This is a genomic window from Variovorax sp. 10L426, assembly GCF_056395305.1.
The window spans coordinates 73424-91994 of sequence record NZ_JBFTJF010000021.1 but is presented as its reverse complement, the minus strand read 5'-3'; the positions used below and the strand labels follow the sequence as shown (position 1 = coordinate 91994).

Below are 18571 nucleotides of genomic sequence, written 5' to 3'. Positions count from 1 at the left end.
GCGCTGGGCCGGCCGTTGAGGCACCGCCGAGCAGCGCAGCGGTACGCGGATCAGGGCCGCGCGTGTTTGAGCGAAGCGAGTTTCGCGCGGACCCCGCGTACCGCGAGCAGCGCAGGGCAGCCGCGAAGCGGCCGGTGACGTCGGCCGGCCCAGCGCACACCGCCCGCCTCCGCCACCCCAACAGCACCCCATGAACCTCTCGAGACCTTTCGTCGAGCGCCCGATCGCGACGGTCCTGCTGACCATCGGCCTGGCCCTGGCCGGCATTGTCGGTTTCCTGGTGTTGCCGGTGTCGCCGCTCCCGCAAGTCGATTTCCCGACGATCTCGGTCCAGGCGCAGCTTGCCGGCGCGAGTCCCAGCACGATGGCGTCGAGCGTCGCCACGCCGTTGGAGCGCAGGCTGGGCATCATTCCCGGTGTCAATGAACTCACGTCGACGAGTTCCAACGGATCGGCACGGGTCACGCTGCAATTCGACCTGAGCCGCAACATCGACAGTGCCGCGCGTGAGGTGCAGGCCGCCATCAATGCGGCGCGCGTCGATCTGCCGGCCACGTTGCGGAGCAATCCGACCTATCGCAAGCGCAATCCGACCGCCGCGCCGGTCATGATTCTTGCGTTGACCTCCAAGACCCGCACGCCAGGGCAGATCTACGAAGAAGTCTCCAACATCGTCAGCCAGCGGCTGTCTCAGGTCGAAGGCGTGGGCGAGGTCGAGATCGGCGGTGGCTCACTGCCTGCGGTGCGCGTGGAGTTGGAGCCCTTTGCGCTGAACAATCTCGGCATCAGCACCGAGGACGTGCGCGCAGCGATCCAGGCCAACAACGCGAATCGGCCCAAAGGCGCGATCGAAAGCGGCGATCGCAAGCTGCAGATCTACACGCCGGCGCCCGGAAGGCGTGCGGCCGACTACAAGGATCTCGTCATTGCATGGCGCAACAACGCGGCCGTACGCCTGGGCGATGTGGCGCGCGTGATCGACGGCGTCGAGAACACGCGTACGCTGGGTCTCTTCAACGGCGCGCCCGCGGTGATCGTGCTGGTCACGCAGTCACCGGGCGCCAACATCATCGAGACCGTGGATGGCGTGCGCAAGCTGCTGCCAGAGCTTCGCGCGCAGCTGCCACAGGACATCGACATCCAGGTCGCCTCGGACCGCACCAACTCCATCCGCGCCTCCCTGCGCGAGATCGAGGGCACGCTGATGATCTCCATCGTCCTCGTCGTGCTCGTGGTCGGCCTGTTCCTGCGCAAGACGCGTGCCACCATCGTGCCGGCGGTGGCCACGGTGGTTTCGCTGCTCGGCACCTTCGGCGTGATGCACCTGCTGGGGTACAGCCTCAACAACCTGAGCCTGATGGCGCTCACCGTTGCGACCGGCTTCGTGGTCGACGATGCGATCGTTGTGCTCGAAAACACGATGCGCCATGTCGAAACGGGCATGAACCGTGTCGAGGCGGCCTTGCGCGGCGCGCGCGAAGTCGGGTTTACCGTGCTGTCGATCAGCATCTCGCTGGTGGCCGTGTTCATCCCGCTGCTTTTCATGGGCGGCCAGGTCGGACGGCTGTTCCGCGAATTCGCGGTCACGCTGTCGGTCGCGGTGATGATTTCACTCGTGATCTCGCTGACCACCACGCCGATGCTGTGCGCCATGCTGTTGCGCAGCGAGGCCGAAGAGACCGGCAAGCCGCCGGGCCGGGTGCGTGCCTGGTTCATCCGCATGGCCGAACGCATGTGGGACGTCACGCTGCGCACCTATGCCCACAGCCTCGACTGGGCGCTCGCGAGCAAGGGCGTGGTCATCGCGGTGCTGCTGGCAGTGATCGGGCTGAATGTCTATCTCTTTGGCGCCATTCCCAAGGGCTACTTTCCGCAGCAGGACAACGGCCAGCTCAACGCCGGCCTGCGCGCCGACCAGAGCATCTCGTCGGAGGCCATCAACGAAAAGCTGCGGCAGGCCGTGGACATCATCAACAAGGACCCGGCGGTCGACTCGGTGGTGGGCTTCGCGGGCGGCAGCCGGGCGGGCGGCGGATTCATGTTCGTCAATCTCAAGCCCACTTCCGAGCGCACCGAACGCACGCAGGCGGTCATCGATCGCCTTCGCCCGCAACTCAACCAACTGACGGGACTGCGCGTGTTCCTGAGCCCCGTGCAGGACTTGCGCATGGGCGGGCGGTCGAGCAACTCCACCTACCAATACACGCTCAAGAGCGACAACCTCGCCGATCTGCGCACCTGGTCCACCAAGCTGGCCGACCGCTTGCGGCAGGAGGAGACTCTGACCGATGTCGACAGCGATGACGCCGACAACGGCGTCGAGACCTACGTCGACGTCGACCGAGACGCCGCCGCGCGGCTCGGCGTCACGTCGATGGCAGTCGACAACGCGCTCTACAACGCCTACGGCCAACGCTCGGTGGCGACCATCTACGACGAGCTCAACCAGTACTCCGTGATCATGGAATGGGCGCCGCGCTTCCAGCGCGCGCCGATCGTGCTCAAGGACCTCTTCGTGCCCTCGACGCTGGCGAGCACCACCACGGCAAACGGCGCAACGATCATCAGCTCGCTCGACGAGAACAGGGACGCGACGACCGGCACCTCGACCCTCATCTCGGCCAACCCTGCGCTGCGCACCGCTTCCACGGGGCAGCAGGTCGCGACCGACACGACACTGATGGTGCCGCTCTCGGCCTTCGCGAAATTCAGCGAGCGCGCGGTGCCGACGTCCATCGACCACCAGGACACCGAGCTTGCCAGCACCGTCTCGTTCAACCTGGCCGATGGCGTGAGCCTGGGCGACGCCAAGCGCATCGTCGCGCAGGCCGAGGCCGACATCGCGATGCCGGTCAACGTGCGCGGCAGCTTCCAGGGCACCGCGCTGGCGGCGCAGCAGTCCCAGGGGCAGCAATGGTTCCTGATCGTCGCGGCGCTGGTTGTCATCTACATCGTGCTCGGCGTGCTCTACGAGAGCCTGATTCATCCGATCACCGTGCTGACGACCCTGCCGTCCGCGGGCGTGGGCGCAGTGCTGGCGCTGCTGCTGTTCCGCATGGAGTTCTCCATCATCGCGCTGATCGGTGTCTTCCTGCTGATCGGCATCGTCAAGAAGAACGCCATCCTGATCATCGACTTCGCGCTGGAGGTCGAACGTGCGCGGGGCCTCACGGCCGTGGAGGCCGTGCGCGAAGCTTGCCTGTTGCGCTTCCGTCCGATCCTGATGACCACGCTGGCCGCGGCGCTCGGCGCGCTGCCGCTCGCGATCGGCTTCGGACTGGGCGCCGAACTGCGCCAGCCGCTGGGCGTCGCGATCATCGGCGGATTGATCGCGAGCCAGTTGCTGACGCTGCTGACCACGCCGGTCGTCTACGTGCTGCTCGACAAGCTGCGCCGCCGTCCCGCCAACGAGAAATACCTGAGCCGCGCCGCTGACGCCTCCCCGACACCATGACCGCACCGAACCGACTTTCCTTCCGTCGCCCTCAGCGCGACAGTTTCATGCGCACCTCCGTGGCCCTGGCAATGGCCGCGGCATTGGCCGGCTGCGCGGTGGGCCCCACCTATGTCCAGCCGACGACCGCGGCGCCGGCCGCGTGGAAATCCGCGCCGGCGGCCGAAGGGTGGCTGCCCGCAGCGCCGGCCGATGCGCTGGACCGCGGCGAGTGGTGGAAGCTTTTCGAGGACCCGACCCTCGACGATCTCGCGGGCCGCGTGCAGGTGTCGAACCAGAACATCGCGACCGCGGTCGCCAATTATTCGCAGGCCCAGGCGCTGGTTCGCGGGCAGCGCGCGGCGCTGTTCCCGAGCATCACGCTGGATGGGAGCGCGGTTCGCACCGGTGCCCGCAACAAGTCGCCCGTGACGGCCGCTACCGCAACGCTGAATGCCGACTGGACGCCGGACGTCTGGGGTCGACTGCGCCAGGCCGTCGACAGCGCGCAGGCCAACGCGCAGGCGAGCGAGGCCGACCTCGCGCTCGCGCGGTTGTCGTCGATCGCCACGCTCGCGACCAACTATTTCTCCTTGCGCGAGGCCGATGCCGAAATTCACATCCTCGACGTCACCATCGAAGGCTACAAGCGCAGCCTGGAGATCACTCGCAACCGCTACGAGGCCAGCATCGCGGCGCAAAGCGATGTGTTGCAGGCGGAGACGCTCTACCTGTCCACTCGGGCCCAACGCCAGGCGGTGCAGAGCGCCCGCGACACGCTGGAGCACGCCATCGCGGTGCTCGTGGGGGTGCCGCCAGCCGATTTCTCGCTGCCGGTTGCCGACTGGAAGCCCGTCGTTCCGGGCGTGCCGACCGGCGTACCGACGACGCTCCTGCAGCGCCGGCCCGACATTGCCGCGTCAGAGCGGGCAGTGGCGGCAGCCAATGCACAGATCGGCATTGCGCGTGCTGCCTACTATCCGAACTTCACGCTCAACGGCGGAATCAGCAGCGCGGCGAGCAAGGTGGGCGATCTGTTCAACGCGTCGAACACGCTTTGGTCGCTGGGCCTGTCGGTCGCACAAGTCGTGTTCGATGCCGGCGCGATCGGCGCGAGCGTCGATGCAGCCAAGGCTGGCCACGAAGCGGCTGTGGCGCGCTACAGGCAGACGGTGCTGACCGCGTTCCAGGATGTCGAGGACCAACTCACCGCGGGCGCCAGCCTCGCGCAACAGGAAGTGAATCGCCGCGAGGCTTCTGCCGCTGCCGATCGCACGGAGCAGCAGTTCCTCAACCGCTACCGTGCCGGCACCATCGACTACACCAGCGTCGTGGTTGCGCAGGTGTCCGCGCTCAATGCGCGGCAAACGCTGCTTCAGTTGGAATCGAATCGCCAGATCGCGGCGGTGGCGTTGATCCAGTCACTGGGCGGCGGCTGGCAGGCCGACTGGATGGATCAGGACAAGCCGCAGCCTGTCGCGACACAGCCCGTCGCGAAGACCGGTTCCTGAGTCAACCCCCGCGTGGTCGTGGCGCCTGCAGGTAGGCGCCGGACTCGAACAACTGGGCTTCAGCCTGCTCGATTCGCTTCACGACCGACTTGCCGGCGCGGCTGGCGAGCAATTCCAGCAGGGCCTCCGTCAAGGCCGCGGCGGCAGCGACCGATGGGAAGAACGAAGGACTGTGGATGGCAAAAAGCAGCGTCTCGTCCGCCAGCAGCGACAGCGGCGACGCCTCGCTGTCGGTCAGCGCCAGCACCTTGCATCCGGCCGCCTTGGCCGCCTGGGCGACCTGCAGCGCCTCGCGGGAGTAGGGTGCGAAACTGGCGATGACCAGCGCATCGCCCTTGACCATCGCGCGCTGCTGCATTTCGAGCAACCCGCCCTGACCGTCGATCAGGTGCACGCTGGCGCGGAACATCCGGTAGACGTAGACGAAGGAAAAGGCGACCGAGAAGCACGCCCTGAAACCCGCTGCGTGCACGGTGGCCGCCTTTTCCAGCAGCGCGCAGGCGCGATGCAGGGAAGGTCCGCTCATGCGCTCGGTGGATTCGAGGTTGTGGCGGTGGACCTTGAACATCTCGCCGACCAACGACTGGTCGCTCGCGCGGCCGACGAGGGTGCGGGCGCGCTCGCCGTAGGCTTCGGAAGCCAGGCCCAGCTCCGCCGCGACCGCCTCCTTGAACTGCGGCCAGCCGGCAAATCCCAGATGCTGGGCAAAGCGCACCAACGTCGCTGGCGTGCCACCCGCGCGCGTGCCGACGGTCCGCATCGAGCGGGTCACGACTTCGTTCGGATGGTCGAGCACGTACTTCGCGATCTGTTGCAACGCCGGGCTCAGGGTCGCGAAGCGCTCCCTGAGATCGTCCTTGACACCCATGATTCCCCTCTCTTTTTCGTTCGAACGAATGTACTGGATGAAACAACGCGGTTCGGGTGGCTTGTTGACGGAACAAATGTTCCAAACAATAATTGCACCAATACGTTAGTTCCACAATCGGAGAGCCGCCGTGACGCACGTCTTCCACCGCCACCTTCGCCAGACGCCGCCAGTCGCCGTGTCCGGCAGCGGCATGACCCTGCGCGACGCCGCCGGGCGCGAATACCTCGATGCTTCGGGCGGGGCGGCGGTGTCGTCCCTCGGGCATGGCCACCCGGACGTGATCGCAGCGATGCATGCGCAGATCGACAAGCTCGCCTATGCGCACACGAGCTTTTTCACGACCGAGGTGGCGGAGGAACTGGCCGACGAACTGATCCGCACCGCGCCCGAAGGCATGAGCCACGTGTACCTGGTGAGCGGCGGCTCGGAGGCGGTCGAGTCGGCGCTCAAGATGGCGCGGCAGTACTTCGTCGAGATCGGCCAGCCACAGCGGACGCACTTCATCGCACGCCGGCAGAGCTACCACGGCAACACGCTCGGCGCGCTGGCGGTCGGCGGCAACGCATGGCGCCGCGAGCCTTTCGCGCCGATCCTCGTGCCGGCGACGCATGTGTCGCCGTGCTATCCCTTTCGGGAACAGCGCGAGGGCGAGACGGCCGAACAATACGGCCTGCGGCTGGCGGCCGAACTGGAGGCGGCGATCCTCGCGCAGGGCGCCGACCGCGTGATCGCCTTCGTGGCCGAGACGGTGGGCGGCGCGACTGCCGGCGTGCTGACGCCGGTGCCGGGCTACTTCAAGGCCGTGCGCGAGGTTTGCGACCGCTACGGCGTGTTGCTGATCCTGGACGAGGTGATGTGCGGCATGGGCCGCACGGGCACCCTGTATGCCTGCGAGCAGGAAGGCGTGATTCCCGATCTGGTCACGATCGCCAAGGGGCTGGGCGGCGGCTACCAGCCGGTCGGCGCGGTGTTGGCACAGCGCAGGATCGTCGAGGCGATGTCGCAGGGCAGCGGCTTCTTCCAGCACGGGCACACTTACCTCGGCCATCCCGTGGCTTGCGCCGCCGCGCTCGCGGTGCAGCGCGTGATTCACCGCGAGGGCCTGCTCGCCAAGGTGCGCGACAACGGTGAAGCCTTCGGCGCGATGCTCCGCGAGACGCTGGGCGCGCATCCGAACGTGGGCGATATCCGGGGCAGGGGCTTCTTCTGGGGCATCGAACTGGTCGCCGACCGCGCGAACAAAGTGCCTTTCGAGCCGGGGCTGAAGCTGCACGCGCAGATCAAGAAGGAAGCGATGGCGCAAGGGCTGCTTTGCTATCCCTTCGGTGGGACGGTCGATGGCAGGCAGGGCGATCACGTGCTGCTTGCACCGCCTTTCATCGCCGGGCGGAAGGATTTGCAGGAGATCGCGGCGCGCCTGTCGTCGTCGATCGATACGGTGACGCGCGCAGTCCGTAGATTGCAGGCGGGCTGACCGGAAACTCGCAAGACGGAAAAGCTGTACAACCGCCGGTTCATGTCACCGATTCCGCCGAAAACCCAAGCCATGACCCGCATCGCCCTGATCCACGCCCTGACCCATTCGATCGCACCCATCAACGAAGCCTTCGAGCGCGACTGGCCGCAGGCCGTGCGCATGAACCTGATGGACGACAGCTTGTCGGCCGATCTCGCGCGCGGTGGGAGAGGGCTCGACGATGCGATGCACGAGCGCTTTCAGCGACTGGCGGACTACGTTGTGGCCACCGGAGCCGAGGGGATTCTCTTCACCTGCTCGGCCTTTGGTCCCTGCATCGAGGCCGTCGCGCGCCGGCACGCTGGCATCCCGGTGCTCAAGCCCAATGAGGCAATGGTCGCGGAAGTGGCGGCCGGCACCGGCAAGCTGGGGCTGATCGCCACGTTCCAGCCGACGCTGGAATCGATGCCGCCCGAATTTCCCGAAGACGTCGAGCTCGAACTCGCGCTGGCCGAGGGCGCGCTCGAAGCGCTGAATCGCGGTGACGTGCAACAGCACGACGAGCGCATTGCCGCCGAGGCCAAACGCTTGCGCGATCGCGGCTGCACGCGGTTGGCGCTCGCGCAGTTCAGCATGGCGCGCGCCCGCAGCGCCTGCGAAGCGGCATCGGGGCTGCCTGTGCTGACCACGGTCGACAGCGCGGTGCGCGCATTGCGGCAGCGGGTGGCCTGAAGGAGCAGGCTCGCCCGCGCGAGTCGCTAGGATCGACATCACGATGAACCCGCTGCTCGACAACATCGCCTGGCACACCTTGGCCGGCCTTCACGCAAAGTACACCATCGGCACTGACCGCATTCGCCGGTACGCCGTCGGCTTTTCGCCGATCGTCGGCTTCGCGGACACCGAATATCCCGATCTCGACGGACTGACGCCGTACTGCGAACCCGGCGACCACTTCTATTGCATGGACTGGTCGGGCCTTGCGCCGGCCAACTGGCGGATCGAACTGGATTCGACCATGTTCAGGATGGTGTGGGCGGGATCGATGCCCGACGATGACCCATCGCTTGACGCCATTCCGCTGAAGCCTGAGCACGCCGCGCAGGCGGTCGAACTGGCGTCGCTGACGCGCCCCGGTCCTTTCGGCCCGCGAACCCCCGAACTCGGCGACTACTTCGGCTGCTTCGAAGGGGAACGCCTGATCGCCATGGCCGGCGAGCGCATGTGCGCCGGCACGTTTCGCGAGATCAGTGGCGTGTGCACGCATCCCGACTTCCAGGGTCGGGGTCTTGCGCGCCGACTGGCCGCGAAACTGATCCGCAGCCAACTTCAGCGTGGCGAAACGCCGTTTCTCCATGTCATGCGGGACAACGAGAGCGCGCACCGGCTCTACCTTCGCATGGGATTCCGCGACCATTGCGAAACGGTCGTCCGGGTCATCTCGCGCGGCTGATTGAAAGAATTCTGAACGCGCGCATCGCGATAATCGACGCTCTTTCAAGGAGCGTGCGTGGATATTGTTTTGCTGGCGAAGGCCGCCATCATGGGCATCGTGGAGGGCCTGACTGAATTCCTCCCCATTTCGTCGACCGGCCACCTGATCCTTGCAGGTTCGCTTCTCGGTTTCGACGACGACAAGGCCAAGGTATTCGACATCGCGATCCAGACCGGTGCGATCTTCGCGGTTGTCCTCGTCTACTGGCACAAGATCCACTCGACCATCGTTGCGCTGCCCCGGCAGCCCAAGGCGCGGCGCTTCGTCCTCAACGTGCTGATCGCCTTCCTGCCGGCGGTGGTCCTGGGGCTGTTGTTCGGCAAGGCGATCAAGGCGCACCTGTTCATCCCGGTCGTCGTTGCCAGCACATTCATCCTCGGCGGCTTCATCATCCTGTGGGCCGAGAGGCGCCCGCCCGGCTCCGTGCGCATCGAGAACGTCGACGACATGACGCCCTGGGACGCACTCAAGGTCGGGCTCGTGCAGTGCCTCGCGATGATTCCAGGGACAAGCCGCAGCGGCGCGACCATCATCGGCGGCATGCTGCTCGGGCTCTCGCGCAAGGCGGCGACGGATTTTTCGTTTTTTCTCGCGATTCCGACGCTGATCGGTGCGGCGGTCTACAGCCTTTACAAGGAACGTGCGTTGCTGTCGGTGGCCGATATTCCGCTGTTCGCGGTCGGCCTCGTGTTTTCGTTCATCAGCGCATGGCTCTGCGTGCGCTGGCTGTTGCGGTACATCAGCACCCACAGCTTCATCCCATTCGCCTGGTATCGCATTGCCTTTGGCATCGTGGTGCTGGCGACCGCCTGGAGCGGAATGGTCGTCTGGGCGGATTAAAGCTCGCCCCCAGGTTGCCCGCACTTCGTGTCGGGCGCCCACCCCCTACCGGGGGCAACACCAGCGGCCCGGCTAAGCCGGTTCCGCGGTGTTTCTGGAAGGGGCTTCCCTTTGCGGGTTTAGGTTAGGTTTCGCAGGGACGCTTCGATGGCTGCTGCCGTGGCGATCGGCTTTTCCATTGGGAAGAGGTGTGTGCCGTCGAGCATCATGATGCGGCCCTTGGTGACCTGCTGCGTCATCGTCATGCCGACGCGGCGCATTTCGACGGACTGACGGCCGCCGATGAAGGCGGCCGGGCACTTGAGCGGATGCGCGCGCAGGAGTGCGCTCAGGTTGTGCGGGAGGGTGTCATAGATCGCGGTTTCGACGTCGCGGTCAAAGCTCAGGGCGCGGGCGTCCTCCGTATCGAAGGTGCCGTGCTCGATGTAGTCGCGCAGCACGCGCTCGTCCCACTTCGCGAAGGCCTTCTTGCTGCGAAAGTGCTCGAACACCGCTTCGCGATGCTCCCAGATGTTCTTGCGCTTGCGGCTGATCGTGCCGGGCGAGACGCTCTTCATGAGCGGTGTGCGCTTCATGAGGTTGATCGTCCCAGCGCGCCAGCCGCCGATGATCGGCGAGTCGATCAGCACCACGCCCCGGGCAAGTTCAGGATGCCGCGCGGCGCACATCAGGCTCAGGAATCCGCCAAGCGAGTGGCCGACGAGAAACACCGGCCTGCCTGCCTGCTTCACGCGTTCCCTTGCGAAATCGGCGAGCTGCTCCACCAGGTGCGGCCAGTTGTCGGTCACGGGGTACTTCGGATCGTGGCCGAATTTCTCGATCGCATCGACGTCGAAGCCGCGATTGCGCAGGCTGTCGAGCATCACCCGGTAGGTGCTCGCCGGAAAGCTGTTGCCGTGGGAAAAGATGACAGGAGGAAGCATGGGCTCAAGGGGCTATGACACTCGGAACAAGCCGGCCAGCGAAGCGATGCCCGTTCGCGAAACCCCGCGGAACCGGCTCCGCCGGGCCGCCGGGGTTGCCCCCGGAAGGGGGTGTTCAGATCAGCTTTTCGTCGGGGGTGGAGATCTTGCGCAGCGCGCCGTGTCGCGTGGCCGGCATCTTGAGCGGATGCTCGGTGAAGGCGTCGTCCCAGACCGGATCCTCGATGCTGTCGAACACTTCGCGCAGCTTCTGGCCCCAGCTGTTGTGCATCATGCGGTAGTAGGGGTTCTCGGCATCGATGCAGATCACCTTGTCGGTCTGCAGCTGATTGGCCTCGTACACCACGAGGTCGAGCGGCAGGCCCACCGACAGGTTCGACTTCATCGTCGAATCCATCGACACCAGCGCGCACTTGGCGGCTTCGTCCAGGGGTGTGTCGGGCGTGAGCACGCGGTCGAGCACGGGCTTGCCGTATTTCGATTCGCCGACCTGGAAGTAGGGCGTCTCGCTGGTCGCCTCGATGAAATTTCCGGCAGCGTAGACAAGGAAGAGGCGCATGCCTTCGCCCTTGATCTGCCCGCCGAAGATGAACGAGACGTTGAAGTCCAGCCCCGCATGCTTGAGCGCCTCGGCATCGCGGTCGTACACGTGGCGCACGGCCGAGCCCAGTACGCGGGCCGCGTCGAACATGCTCTTGGCATTCCAGATCGTCATGGGCGTGCCTTCCTCGCCATCTTCGCGGACTTCGTGCAGTTCCTCGATCTGCAGGATTTCGCGCACCGACTGCGAAATGCTCAGGTTGCCGGCCGACAGCAACACCATGACCCGATCGCCCGGCTTTTCATAGACGATCATCTTGCGGAAGGTGCTGATGTGATCGACCCCCGCATTGGTACGCGAATCGGACAGGAACACCAATCCGGCGTTGAGTTTGATGCCTACGCAGTAAGTCATGAGTTCTTCTTGCACGAAACGGACCACCAACCAACCCTAGCCCTGCTCGCGCATCTGGAGTTTCTTCAAAGCGTAGAGCGCTTCGAGCGCTTCCCGCGGGCTCATCGCGTCGGGATCGATCGCGATCAGCGCGGATTCTACGGCGCTGACCGTCGGCGCCTCGGCTGCCGGTGGCGGCGCGAAGAGATCGACCTGGGCGCGGGCCTGGGTCTGATGCGCTTCGAGCGCTTCCAGCGCCTGCCGCGCATGGTTGACCACGGCTGCCGGCATGCCGGCCAATCGCGCGACCTGGATGCCGTAGCTCTTGCTGGCGGGGCCAGGCTGCATTTCGTGCAGGAACACGATGTCGCGGCCAGCCTCCGTTGCGCTCACGTGCATGTTGACGGCGCCATGATGCGTGGCCGGGAATTCGGTCAGCTCGAAATAGTGCGTGGCGAAGAGCGTGAACGCGCGTGTGCGGTCGTGCAACTGCGCCGCGATGCCGGCGGCCAGCGCCAGGCCGTCGAAAGTGCTGGTGCCGCGGCCGATCTCGTCCATCAGCACCAGCGAATGGGCGGTCGCGCCGTGCAGGATCTGCGCGGCCTCGGTCATTTCCAGCATGAAGGTCGACTGCGCGTTGGCCAGGTCGTCGGCGGCCCCGATGCGGGTGTGGATCGCATCGATGGGGCCGAGCCGGCACGCTTCCGCCGGCACGTGCGAGCCGATCGAAGCCAGCAGCACGATGATCGCCACCTGCCGCATGTAGGTCGATTTACCGCCCATGTTGGGGCCGGTGATGACCTGCATGCGCTGCTGCGGCCCGAGCCGCGTGTCGTTCGCAATGAAAGCGCCTGACGACTTTTCGGCCAACCTCGCCTCGACGACCGGATGGCGGCCCTTGTCGATTTCGATGCACGGATGCGCGACGAAGCCTGGCGCGCGCCAGTGCAGTGTGTGGGAGCGCTCGGCGAGCGCGCAGAGGGCGTCGAGCGAGGCGATTGAGCCGGCAAGGCGCGTCAGGCCGGCGACGAAGGGCTGGAGGGCGTCGAGCAGTTGCTCGTAGAGCCACTTTTCGCGCGCCAGGGCGCGGTCCTGCGCCGACAGCGCCTTGTCCTCGAAGGCCTTGAGTTCGGGCGTGATGAAGCGCTCGGCGTTCTTCAGCGTTTGCCGGCGTCGGTAGTTGTCGGGCACACGGTCGAGCGCGCTTTGCGTGACTTCGATGTAGAAGCCGTGCACACGGTTGAACTGCACGCGCAGGTTCGTGATGCCCGTGCGCTCGCGTTCGCTGACTTCGAGTTTCAGGAGGAAGTCGTCGCAGTTCTCGCTGATGGCGCGCAGCTCGTCGAGTTCGGCGTCGTGGCCGGTGGCGATGACGCCGCCATCGCGCACCAGGGCGGCTGGCTCGGGGCTGATGGCGGCGACCAGTGCCTCGACGCAACCCGCAGGCGGTGAGAGCCGGGCCGCGATGTCGGCCAACAGCGCCGCCGAACCCGGCAGCGCGGGCGCGAGCTGCTCGGCCTTGGCCAGCGCCATCCGCAGTGCGACGAGTTCGCGCGGCCGCACCTGGCGCAGCGCGACACGCGCGGCGATGCGTTCGACGTCGCTCGTGTTCTTGAGTTGCTCGCGCAGCGTGCGCCACGGCGCTGCAGTGCCGCCGGGCGGAGCCGCCTGAAGCGCCGCGATGGCTTCGAGCCGTGCCTGTGCATCTCCGCGGTCGCGGCGCGGTGCGAGCAGCCAGCGCTTCAGCAAGCGACTGCCCATGCCCGTCATGCAGGTGTCGAGCAGCGAAAAAAGCGTCGGCGAGTCTTCCCCGCGCAGCGTCTGCACCAGTTCGAGATTGCGGCGGGTGGTCGGCGGGAGTTCGATCAGGTCGCCGTCGCGTTCGACCGAAAGCCGCTGAACGTGCGACAACGCCCGTCCCTGCGTGTGTTCGGCGTAACCCAGCAGCGCGGCGGCGGCGGCATGCGCGTTGGTCAGAGATTCAGCGTTCCAGGCGGCCAGATGGGTGCTGCCCATCTGCTCGCACAGCTTGCGCTCGCCGAGGCCGCCGTCGAACTGCCAGGCCGGTCGGACCGACAGCGTGAAGGGCGTGGCGCTGCGCGCGGCCTTCAGTCGCGACTCAAAGGCGGGCGTGACCTCGGCGCTGTAGAGAAGCTCGCTGGGTGCGATGCGGGCGATCCAGGCTTCGAGCGCATCGGCAGGGCATTCAGCCAGGCGAAGCTCGGCGCCGGTGACGCTGAGCCACGCGAGCCCGCAGAAGTTGCGCGAACCGGCGTGCACGGCGAGCAGCAGCGACTCGCTCTTGTCGTTGAGCAGTTCGGCATCTGTCAACGTGCCGGGCGTGACGACGCGCACCACCTTGCGCTCGACCGGGCCCTTGGCGGCGCCGACCTCGCCGACCTGCTCGCAGATGGCGACCGATTCGCCGAGCTTGATCAGCCGTGCGAGGTAGGTCTCGACCGAATGGAACGGCACGCCGCACATGATCACTGGCTGGCCGGCAGACTGCCCGCGTTGGGTGAGCGTGATGTCGAGCAGGCGCGAAGCCTTCTCGGCATCGGCGTAGAAAAGTTCGTAGAAATCGCCCATCCGGTAGAAGAGCAGGGTGTCCGGATGGTCTGCCTTGAGTCCCAGGTATTGGGTCATCATGGGCGTGTGCGCAGAAACTTCTAATTTTTCCATATGAATCAACAGCTTACCGTTTCTGCATCACTTTTCTGGGGCAAATTTAGGGCACTTTTGTCCAAGCTCACCGCCACGCTGACGACGAGCGATCTGCGTCCCGATCAAATCCGGCAGATTCGCTGAACAGCGAAAATACCGTTATTGTCGAATATTCGCACAAACGGTATTATTCGCAGAGCAGCGAATAATCCATGCCATGACTGAATCAACCAGCGCCGAACACGCACTGATCGAGCGGTTCCTGGATGCACTCCGGGAACTGCCGGATGTGCGCGCCGAGATGGACGTGCGGGAGGCGGCCCCAGCAGTCCCCTACAAAGTCGATGCCGAGATCCATCTTAACGTTGCCGGCAAGCCGATCGTCCTCCTGGTCGAGGCGAAAAAGACCGCGTATCCCCGGGACGTGCGTCAAGTGCTGTGGCAATTCAAGGCGCTGCGTCAGGCATACCCGCCCGATGTCCAACATCTGCTGGTTGCAGAGTCCCTTTCGCCGGGCGCGAAGGACTTGCTCAAGTCGGAGCGCGTCGGTTACTACGACAGCGGTGGTAGTCTGTTCCTGCCGGCCCGGGGGGCCTACGTGTACATCGACAGGCCGCCCCCGAAGTCCCTTGAGAAATCGGTGCGGTCGCTGTTCTCCGGACGCCGCGCGCAGGTGCTGCATGCGCTCCTGATTCACCATCAGGACTGGTTCGGCGTCACCGAGGTGGCAGAACGGGCGCAGGTCGCGCCGTCCACCGCCTCCGATGTGCTGAGTGAGCTCGAGCGCTTCGATTGGCTCGAATCCCGTGGGCAGGGGCCGGGCAAGGAGCGCCATCTGCGGGAACCTGGCGAGTTGCTGGACGCGTGGACCCAGCAGCTCGCTGGCTCGCCTGCGCCGGTACTGCGCCGCCATTACGTGCCCGGTCTGAAGTCTGATGCCTTGCTCCAGCGCCTCGGTCAAGTCTTCGACGTGCATCAGGCCGCCTACGCGGTGAGCTACGAGGCCGCCGCGCAGCGCTATGCGCCATTCCTGTCCGGCATCTCGCAGGTGCGTACTCGGCTGTTGCCGGCAGCGGGCGCCGAGGCCGCACTGGCAGAACTGGATGCGCGCGTCGTCACCGAGGGGGCGAACCTTGTCGTCATCGAGACGAAAACTGCGGGGGAACTGCTGTTCCGCGAGCGGGTTGATGGCGTGTGGCTGGCGAGCCCAGTGCAGGTCTACCTCGACCTGTTGCGGGGTGAAGGTCGCGCCAAGGAGATGGCCGAGCACCTGCGCCGGGAAAGGATCGGATTCTGATGGTCAAGCCCGCAACGCTCGACGGCTACAGCGACCAGTACACGCTCGACTGCGAACGCGTCCTCGTGACGCTGCTGCGCGGGTTGGGGCCATGGAAGGACTCGGTCTATCTGGTCGGCGGGCTCACGCCACGTTATCTGGTGAAGGCTCGGCCTCCTGTCGTACCGGCGCATGCAGGGACGATGGATGTCGATATCGTGATCGATCTGCAGATCTTGGCCAACACGGATGCTTATCACACGCTTGAAGAGAACCTGAAGAAGATGGGCTTCGAGCGTGCAGAGAACGACAAGCAGCAAAAGCTCTCCTGGCGTTGGCAGACTCGCACTGAGCATGGAGCGCTCATGGTGCTGGAGTTTCTGGCGGACGCACCCGAGATTGCTGGAGGCCGGGTGCAACCGTTGCCGACCGATGGGACGATCTCGGCCATCAACATCCCGCACTCGTCGATCGTGTTCGACCTGCATGAGGTCACCGAGATCGAGGCAGAACTGCTAGGCGGCGATGGGATCGCTGTCGAAAAGATCAAGCATGCCAACCTGATCAGCTTTTCATGCTTGAAGGCGTTCGCATTCGATCAGCGTTTCGAGCGCAAGGATGCGCATGACTTGATCTATTGCCTGGAGCATGCCTCTGGAGGTGCTGATGCGGTGGCGCGGGCGTTTCGCCAAGCGCTTGAAGGCAAACACAGCGATGTTGTGAAAAACGCGCTGGACCTCTTGCGTGCCCGATTTGCGCAGGTTGGAGAGACCGAGGGTTATCGCAAGGACGGTCCGGTTGCGGTGGCCAAGTTTGAGTTGGGCGAAGGCGATGAGCCTGAGCAGCGAGAGGCGAGGGCGCTGCGCCAGCGCGAGGCCAGTGACGTCGTTGAACGACTCCTCGCACGAATTGAACATCAGTAAGGTAGAGCATGCCGATTCCCATAATCGATCTCTTTGCAGGACCGGGAGGGCTTGGGGAAGGAACGGGTGCCCGGCTCAGCCGCGCGCACGCCTTGCGGACAGATGGGAGGGGGTCGGCGCGTCAGTGCTCGCCGCGCCGCCGGCGAGCGACACGCACGGCTTCCACCCACGTGTCGACATTGAAGCGCTGGCCGGACTCCGCGATGCGGGCAGAGGTGATCCGGTGCAGAGGCAGGCGCCTGATTTCGCCCGGCAATTCGCAGTGCCCCATGATGGTCTTCTTCTGCAGATCGAGATGATCGACCTGCATCACGCATTCGGCCTTCTTGTCGTGGGAGTCGACATAGCGGACGCGAATGCGGGGATGCTCGTCGACCACCGCATGTTCACCCTTGCCCTGGATGAACCATTCGGGAAGCGTGTCGGGCACCGAATCGCCCGACGCGTTCAGGCCGCCGCGGACGGTGGGGATCTCAAGGGGCACATGCCCCGAGCGCACTCTGGCTGCTTCGATGCGGCGCTCCGCTTCGCGCCGCCCGGCAAGGCGGCGCAACGCCCACATGAGGCCGAAGAGCAGCAGAACGCCAGTCAACAGCGAAACGAAGAAATGCCACTGCGCCATGCTCATGTCCATCCCTCGACTCCCTCCTCAGGGCGTAATGCCTAAGTATTCAAAGCGCGAATTTTCGACCCGGCCCCCTCCCGAGTCAATCAGCACGCGCCATAGCGCTTTCGATAAGGGGCGGGCCTACTCGTCGTGCGTGTCGTGGATCGCGACCGCGCCCCTGCGCCAGTAGCCGGAGGCCTTGATCCACTTGGGGTGCGCGCCGCGTTCGCCGACCAGGTACGCGCGAAGGGACTTCGCGGCGCTCGATTCGCAGGCCACCCAGGCATGGAAGTCGCCCTCGGGCAGGATCATTGCGCGCAGCGCGTCGAGCAGCGGCGTGCCGGTGCCGGGCTCTGCACCGCGCCGGTGCACCCAATGCACTTCGATGTCGGCTGCGGATTCCAGCGGGATCTCGTCGACTTCGCTGTCGACTTCCGCCAGCACGACGGCGCTCGCGCCGACCGGCAGTTCCGCGAGGCGGCGCGAGATGGCGGGCAAGGCGGTGTCGTCGCCGACCAGCAGATGCCAGTCGAACGCGGTCGGGATGATGAAGGACCCGCGCGGCCCGCCCACGCCGAGGACGTCGCCGGGCTTTGCGGTCTCGGCCCATTGCGTGGCGGGGCCAGCGTCGTGCAGGGCAAAGTCGATTTCGAGCGTGCCGGCGGCGGCGTCGTACTGGCGGGGCGTGTAGTCACGCATCATGGGTTTCGGGCCCGCCGGCCACTGCGGACCGTCGGGGCCGACGGTCGGCACCGTGAGGGCGCCCGTCTTCGCGTCGGGGAAGAAGATCTTGGCGTGATCGTCGAAGCCGGGGCTCGTGAAGCCGGCGAGTTCATCACCGCCGAGCGTGATGCGAATGAGGTGGGGCGTCACACGCCGCACTGCCTGCACCTGGAGCCTGCGAAAGCGCAGGTCATGGCGGACACGCCGCGGCAGTCGGTCGGGCGCGGAGGAGGGAGGTGTTTCGAAGGATTCGGTCATATCGGTGATCTCTAGATGCGTTCCAGTTGTTGAGCGGCGCTGTCGAGCACCGCGGCGAATTCGTGGGCTTGTTGTTCGGTGAGCGGTTCGCGCGCGAGACGCATGCGCATCGCGAGCTTGAGGTTTTCGATGGCGCGGACCACTTGGGGCGGCCGCCCGGCGCGCGGACCGGCGCCGTCGACACCGCCGTCCATGCGGGCCATCATTTCGTCGGTCGTCGCACGATTGGCGGCGAGGAATTCGCGGCCGGCATCGGTGACGGAATAGCGCTTGCGTCCACCGCTGTCGGCAGTGTCGACATTCACATAGCCCAGTTCCTCGAGCAGCGTGAGGGTCGGGTAGACGATGCCGGGGCTTGGGCTGTAGCGCCCGCCAAGGCGTTCTTCGATGGCCTTGATCAACTCGTAGCCATGCCCGGGCTTGTCGGCGATCAATTGCAGCAGCACAAAGCGCAGGCCGCCATGCCCGAAAACCCTTCCGCCGCCGCGACCGCCGCGCATGCCACCGCGGTGTTCGCGGCCCTCGGCTCGGCCGCCGCCGAGGCCGTCGCCATGTTCGCCGCGCAGGGCGCCGTGTAAAAAGTGCTTGAAACCTCGCATGGAATTCACCTCGATGTCGTTATCTGAATCAGAAAAGATATATCTAAATAGTGTCGAA

15 protein-coding genes are annotated in these 18571 nt (G+C 65.6%); 8 read left to right on the top strand and 7 right to left on the bottom strand.

Going from position 1 to position 18571, the window contains the following annotated elements:
• Window positions 1-190: 190 nt before the first annotated feature.
• Window positions 191-3454, top strand: a complete 3264-nt coding sequence (locus AC1DHL_RS25435) for an efflux RND transporter permease subunit (RefSeq protein ID WP_478163783.1) — start codon at window positions 191-193, stop codon at window positions 3452-3454.
• A 47-nt stretch (window positions 3455-3501) separates the two neighbouring features.
• Entirely contained in the window at window positions 3502-4944 is a 1443-nt protein-coding gene (locus tag AC1DHL_RS25430) for an efflux transporter outer membrane subunit (protein WP_478163782.1), read from the top strand.
• Between the two features lies 1 nt (window position 4945).
• Here AC1DHL_RS25430 and AC1DHL_RS25425 read toward each other — a convergent pair whose 3' ends face one another.
• Entirely contained in the window at window positions 4946-5812 is an 867-nt protein-coding gene (locus AC1DHL_RS25425; RefSeq protein WP_478163781.1) for a MurR/RpiR family transcriptional regulator, read from the bottom strand.
• Between the two features lie 130 nt (window positions 5813-5942).
• Between AC1DHL_RS25425 and AC1DHL_RS25420 the strand changes: the two genes are divergently transcribed.
• The 4 genes from AC1DHL_RS25420 (at window position 5943) to AC1DHL_RS25405 (ending at window position 9606) form a co-directional block, all read left to right on the top strand.
• Window positions 5943-7289: an aspartate aminotransferase family protein gene (locus AC1DHL_RS25420; RefSeq protein ID WP_478163780.1), complete on the top strand. Its 1347-nt coding sequence runs from the start codon at window positions 5943-5945 to the stop codon at window positions 7287-7289.
• 72 nt (window positions 7290-7361) lie between these two features.
• A complete protein-coding gene (locus AC1DHL_RS25415) occupies window positions 7362-8003 on the top strand; it encodes an aspartate/glutamate racemase family protein (protein WP_478163779.1) in 642 nt (213 codons plus the stop codon).
• Between the two features lie 43 nt (window positions 8004-8046).
• Window positions 8047-8724 carry a GNAT family N-acetyltransferase gene (locus AC1DHL_RS25410; protein WP_478163778.1) on the top strand — a complete coding sequence of 226 codons (678 nt, stop codon included), beginning with the start codon at window positions 8047-8049 and terminating at the stop codon, window positions 8722-8724.
• A gap of 57 nt (window positions 8725-8781) precedes the next feature.
• Entirely contained in the window at window positions 8782-9606 is an 825-nt protein-coding gene (locus AC1DHL_RS25405; protein WP_478104427.1) for an undecaprenyl-diphosphate phosphatase, read from the top strand.
• Between the two features lie 119 nt (window positions 9607-9725).
• Here AC1DHL_RS25405 and AC1DHL_RS25400 read toward each other — a convergent pair whose 3' ends face one another.
• The 3 genes from AC1DHL_RS25400 to mutS form a co-directional block, all read right to left on the bottom strand.
• Window positions 9726-10529 (bottom strand): alpha/beta fold hydrolase, encoded by an 804-nt coding sequence (locus AC1DHL_RS25400; protein WP_478163777.1) that lies wholly within the window; start codon window positions 10527-10529, stop codon window positions 9726-9728.
• Between the two features lie 115 nt (window positions 10530-10644).
• Window positions 10645-11484, bottom strand: a complete 840-nt coding sequence (locus tag AC1DHL_RS25395; RefSeq protein WP_478104425.1) for a proteasome-type protease — start codon at window positions 11482-11484, stop codon at window positions 10645-10647.
• Between the two features lie 36 nt (window positions 11485-11520).
• Window positions 11521-14112: a DNA mismatch repair protein MutS gene (gene mutS, locus AC1DHL_RS25390; protein ID WP_478163776.1), complete on the bottom strand. Its 2592-nt coding sequence runs from the start codon at window positions 14110-14112 to the stop codon at window positions 11521-11523.
• 232 nt (window positions 14113-14344) lie between these two features.
• Here mutS and AC1DHL_RS25385 point away from each other — a divergent pair, with 232 nt between their 5' ends.
• Both AC1DHL_RS25385 and AC1DHL_RS25380 read left to right on the top strand, forming a co-directional pair.
• The gene (locus AC1DHL_RS25385) at window positions 14345-15424 is read left to right on the top strand and encodes a helix-turn-helix domain-containing protein (RefSeq protein ID WP_478163775.1); all 1080 of its coding nucleotides are present in this window, start codon (window positions 14345-14347) and stop codon (window positions 15422-15424) included.
• A complete protein-coding gene (locus tag AC1DHL_RS25380; protein ID WP_478104420.1) occupies window positions 15424-16326 on the top strand; it encodes an antitoxin in 903 nt (300 codons plus the stop codon). The genes AC1DHL_RS25385 and AC1DHL_RS25380 overlap by 1 nt, the downstream gene beginning before the upstream one ends.
• Before the next feature lie 121 nt (window positions 16327-16447).
• Here the strand turns inward: AC1DHL_RS25380 and AC1DHL_RS25375 are convergent, their stop codons facing one another.
• The 3 genes from AC1DHL_RS25375 to AC1DHL_RS25365 form a co-directional block, all read right to left on the bottom strand.
• The gene (locus AC1DHL_RS25375; protein ID WP_478104418.1) at window positions 16448-16960 is read right to left on the bottom strand and encodes a hypothetical protein; all 513 of its coding nucleotides are present in this window, start codon (window positions 16958-16960) and stop codon (window positions 16448-16450) included.
• A gap of 114 nt (window positions 16961-17074) precedes the next feature.
• On the bottom strand, window positions 17075-17914 hold the full coding sequence (locus tag AC1DHL_RS25370) for a siderophore-interacting protein (protein ID WP_478163774.1): 840 nt from the start codon (window positions 17912-17914) through the stop codon (window positions 17075-17077).
• Window positions 17915-17925: 11 nt separating this feature from the next.
• A complete protein-coding gene (locus AC1DHL_RS25365) occupies window positions 17926-18513 on the bottom strand; it encodes a PadR family transcriptional regulator (protein ID WP_478104440.1) in 588 nt (195 codons plus the stop codon).
• Window positions 18514-18571: the final 58 nt, after the last annotated feature.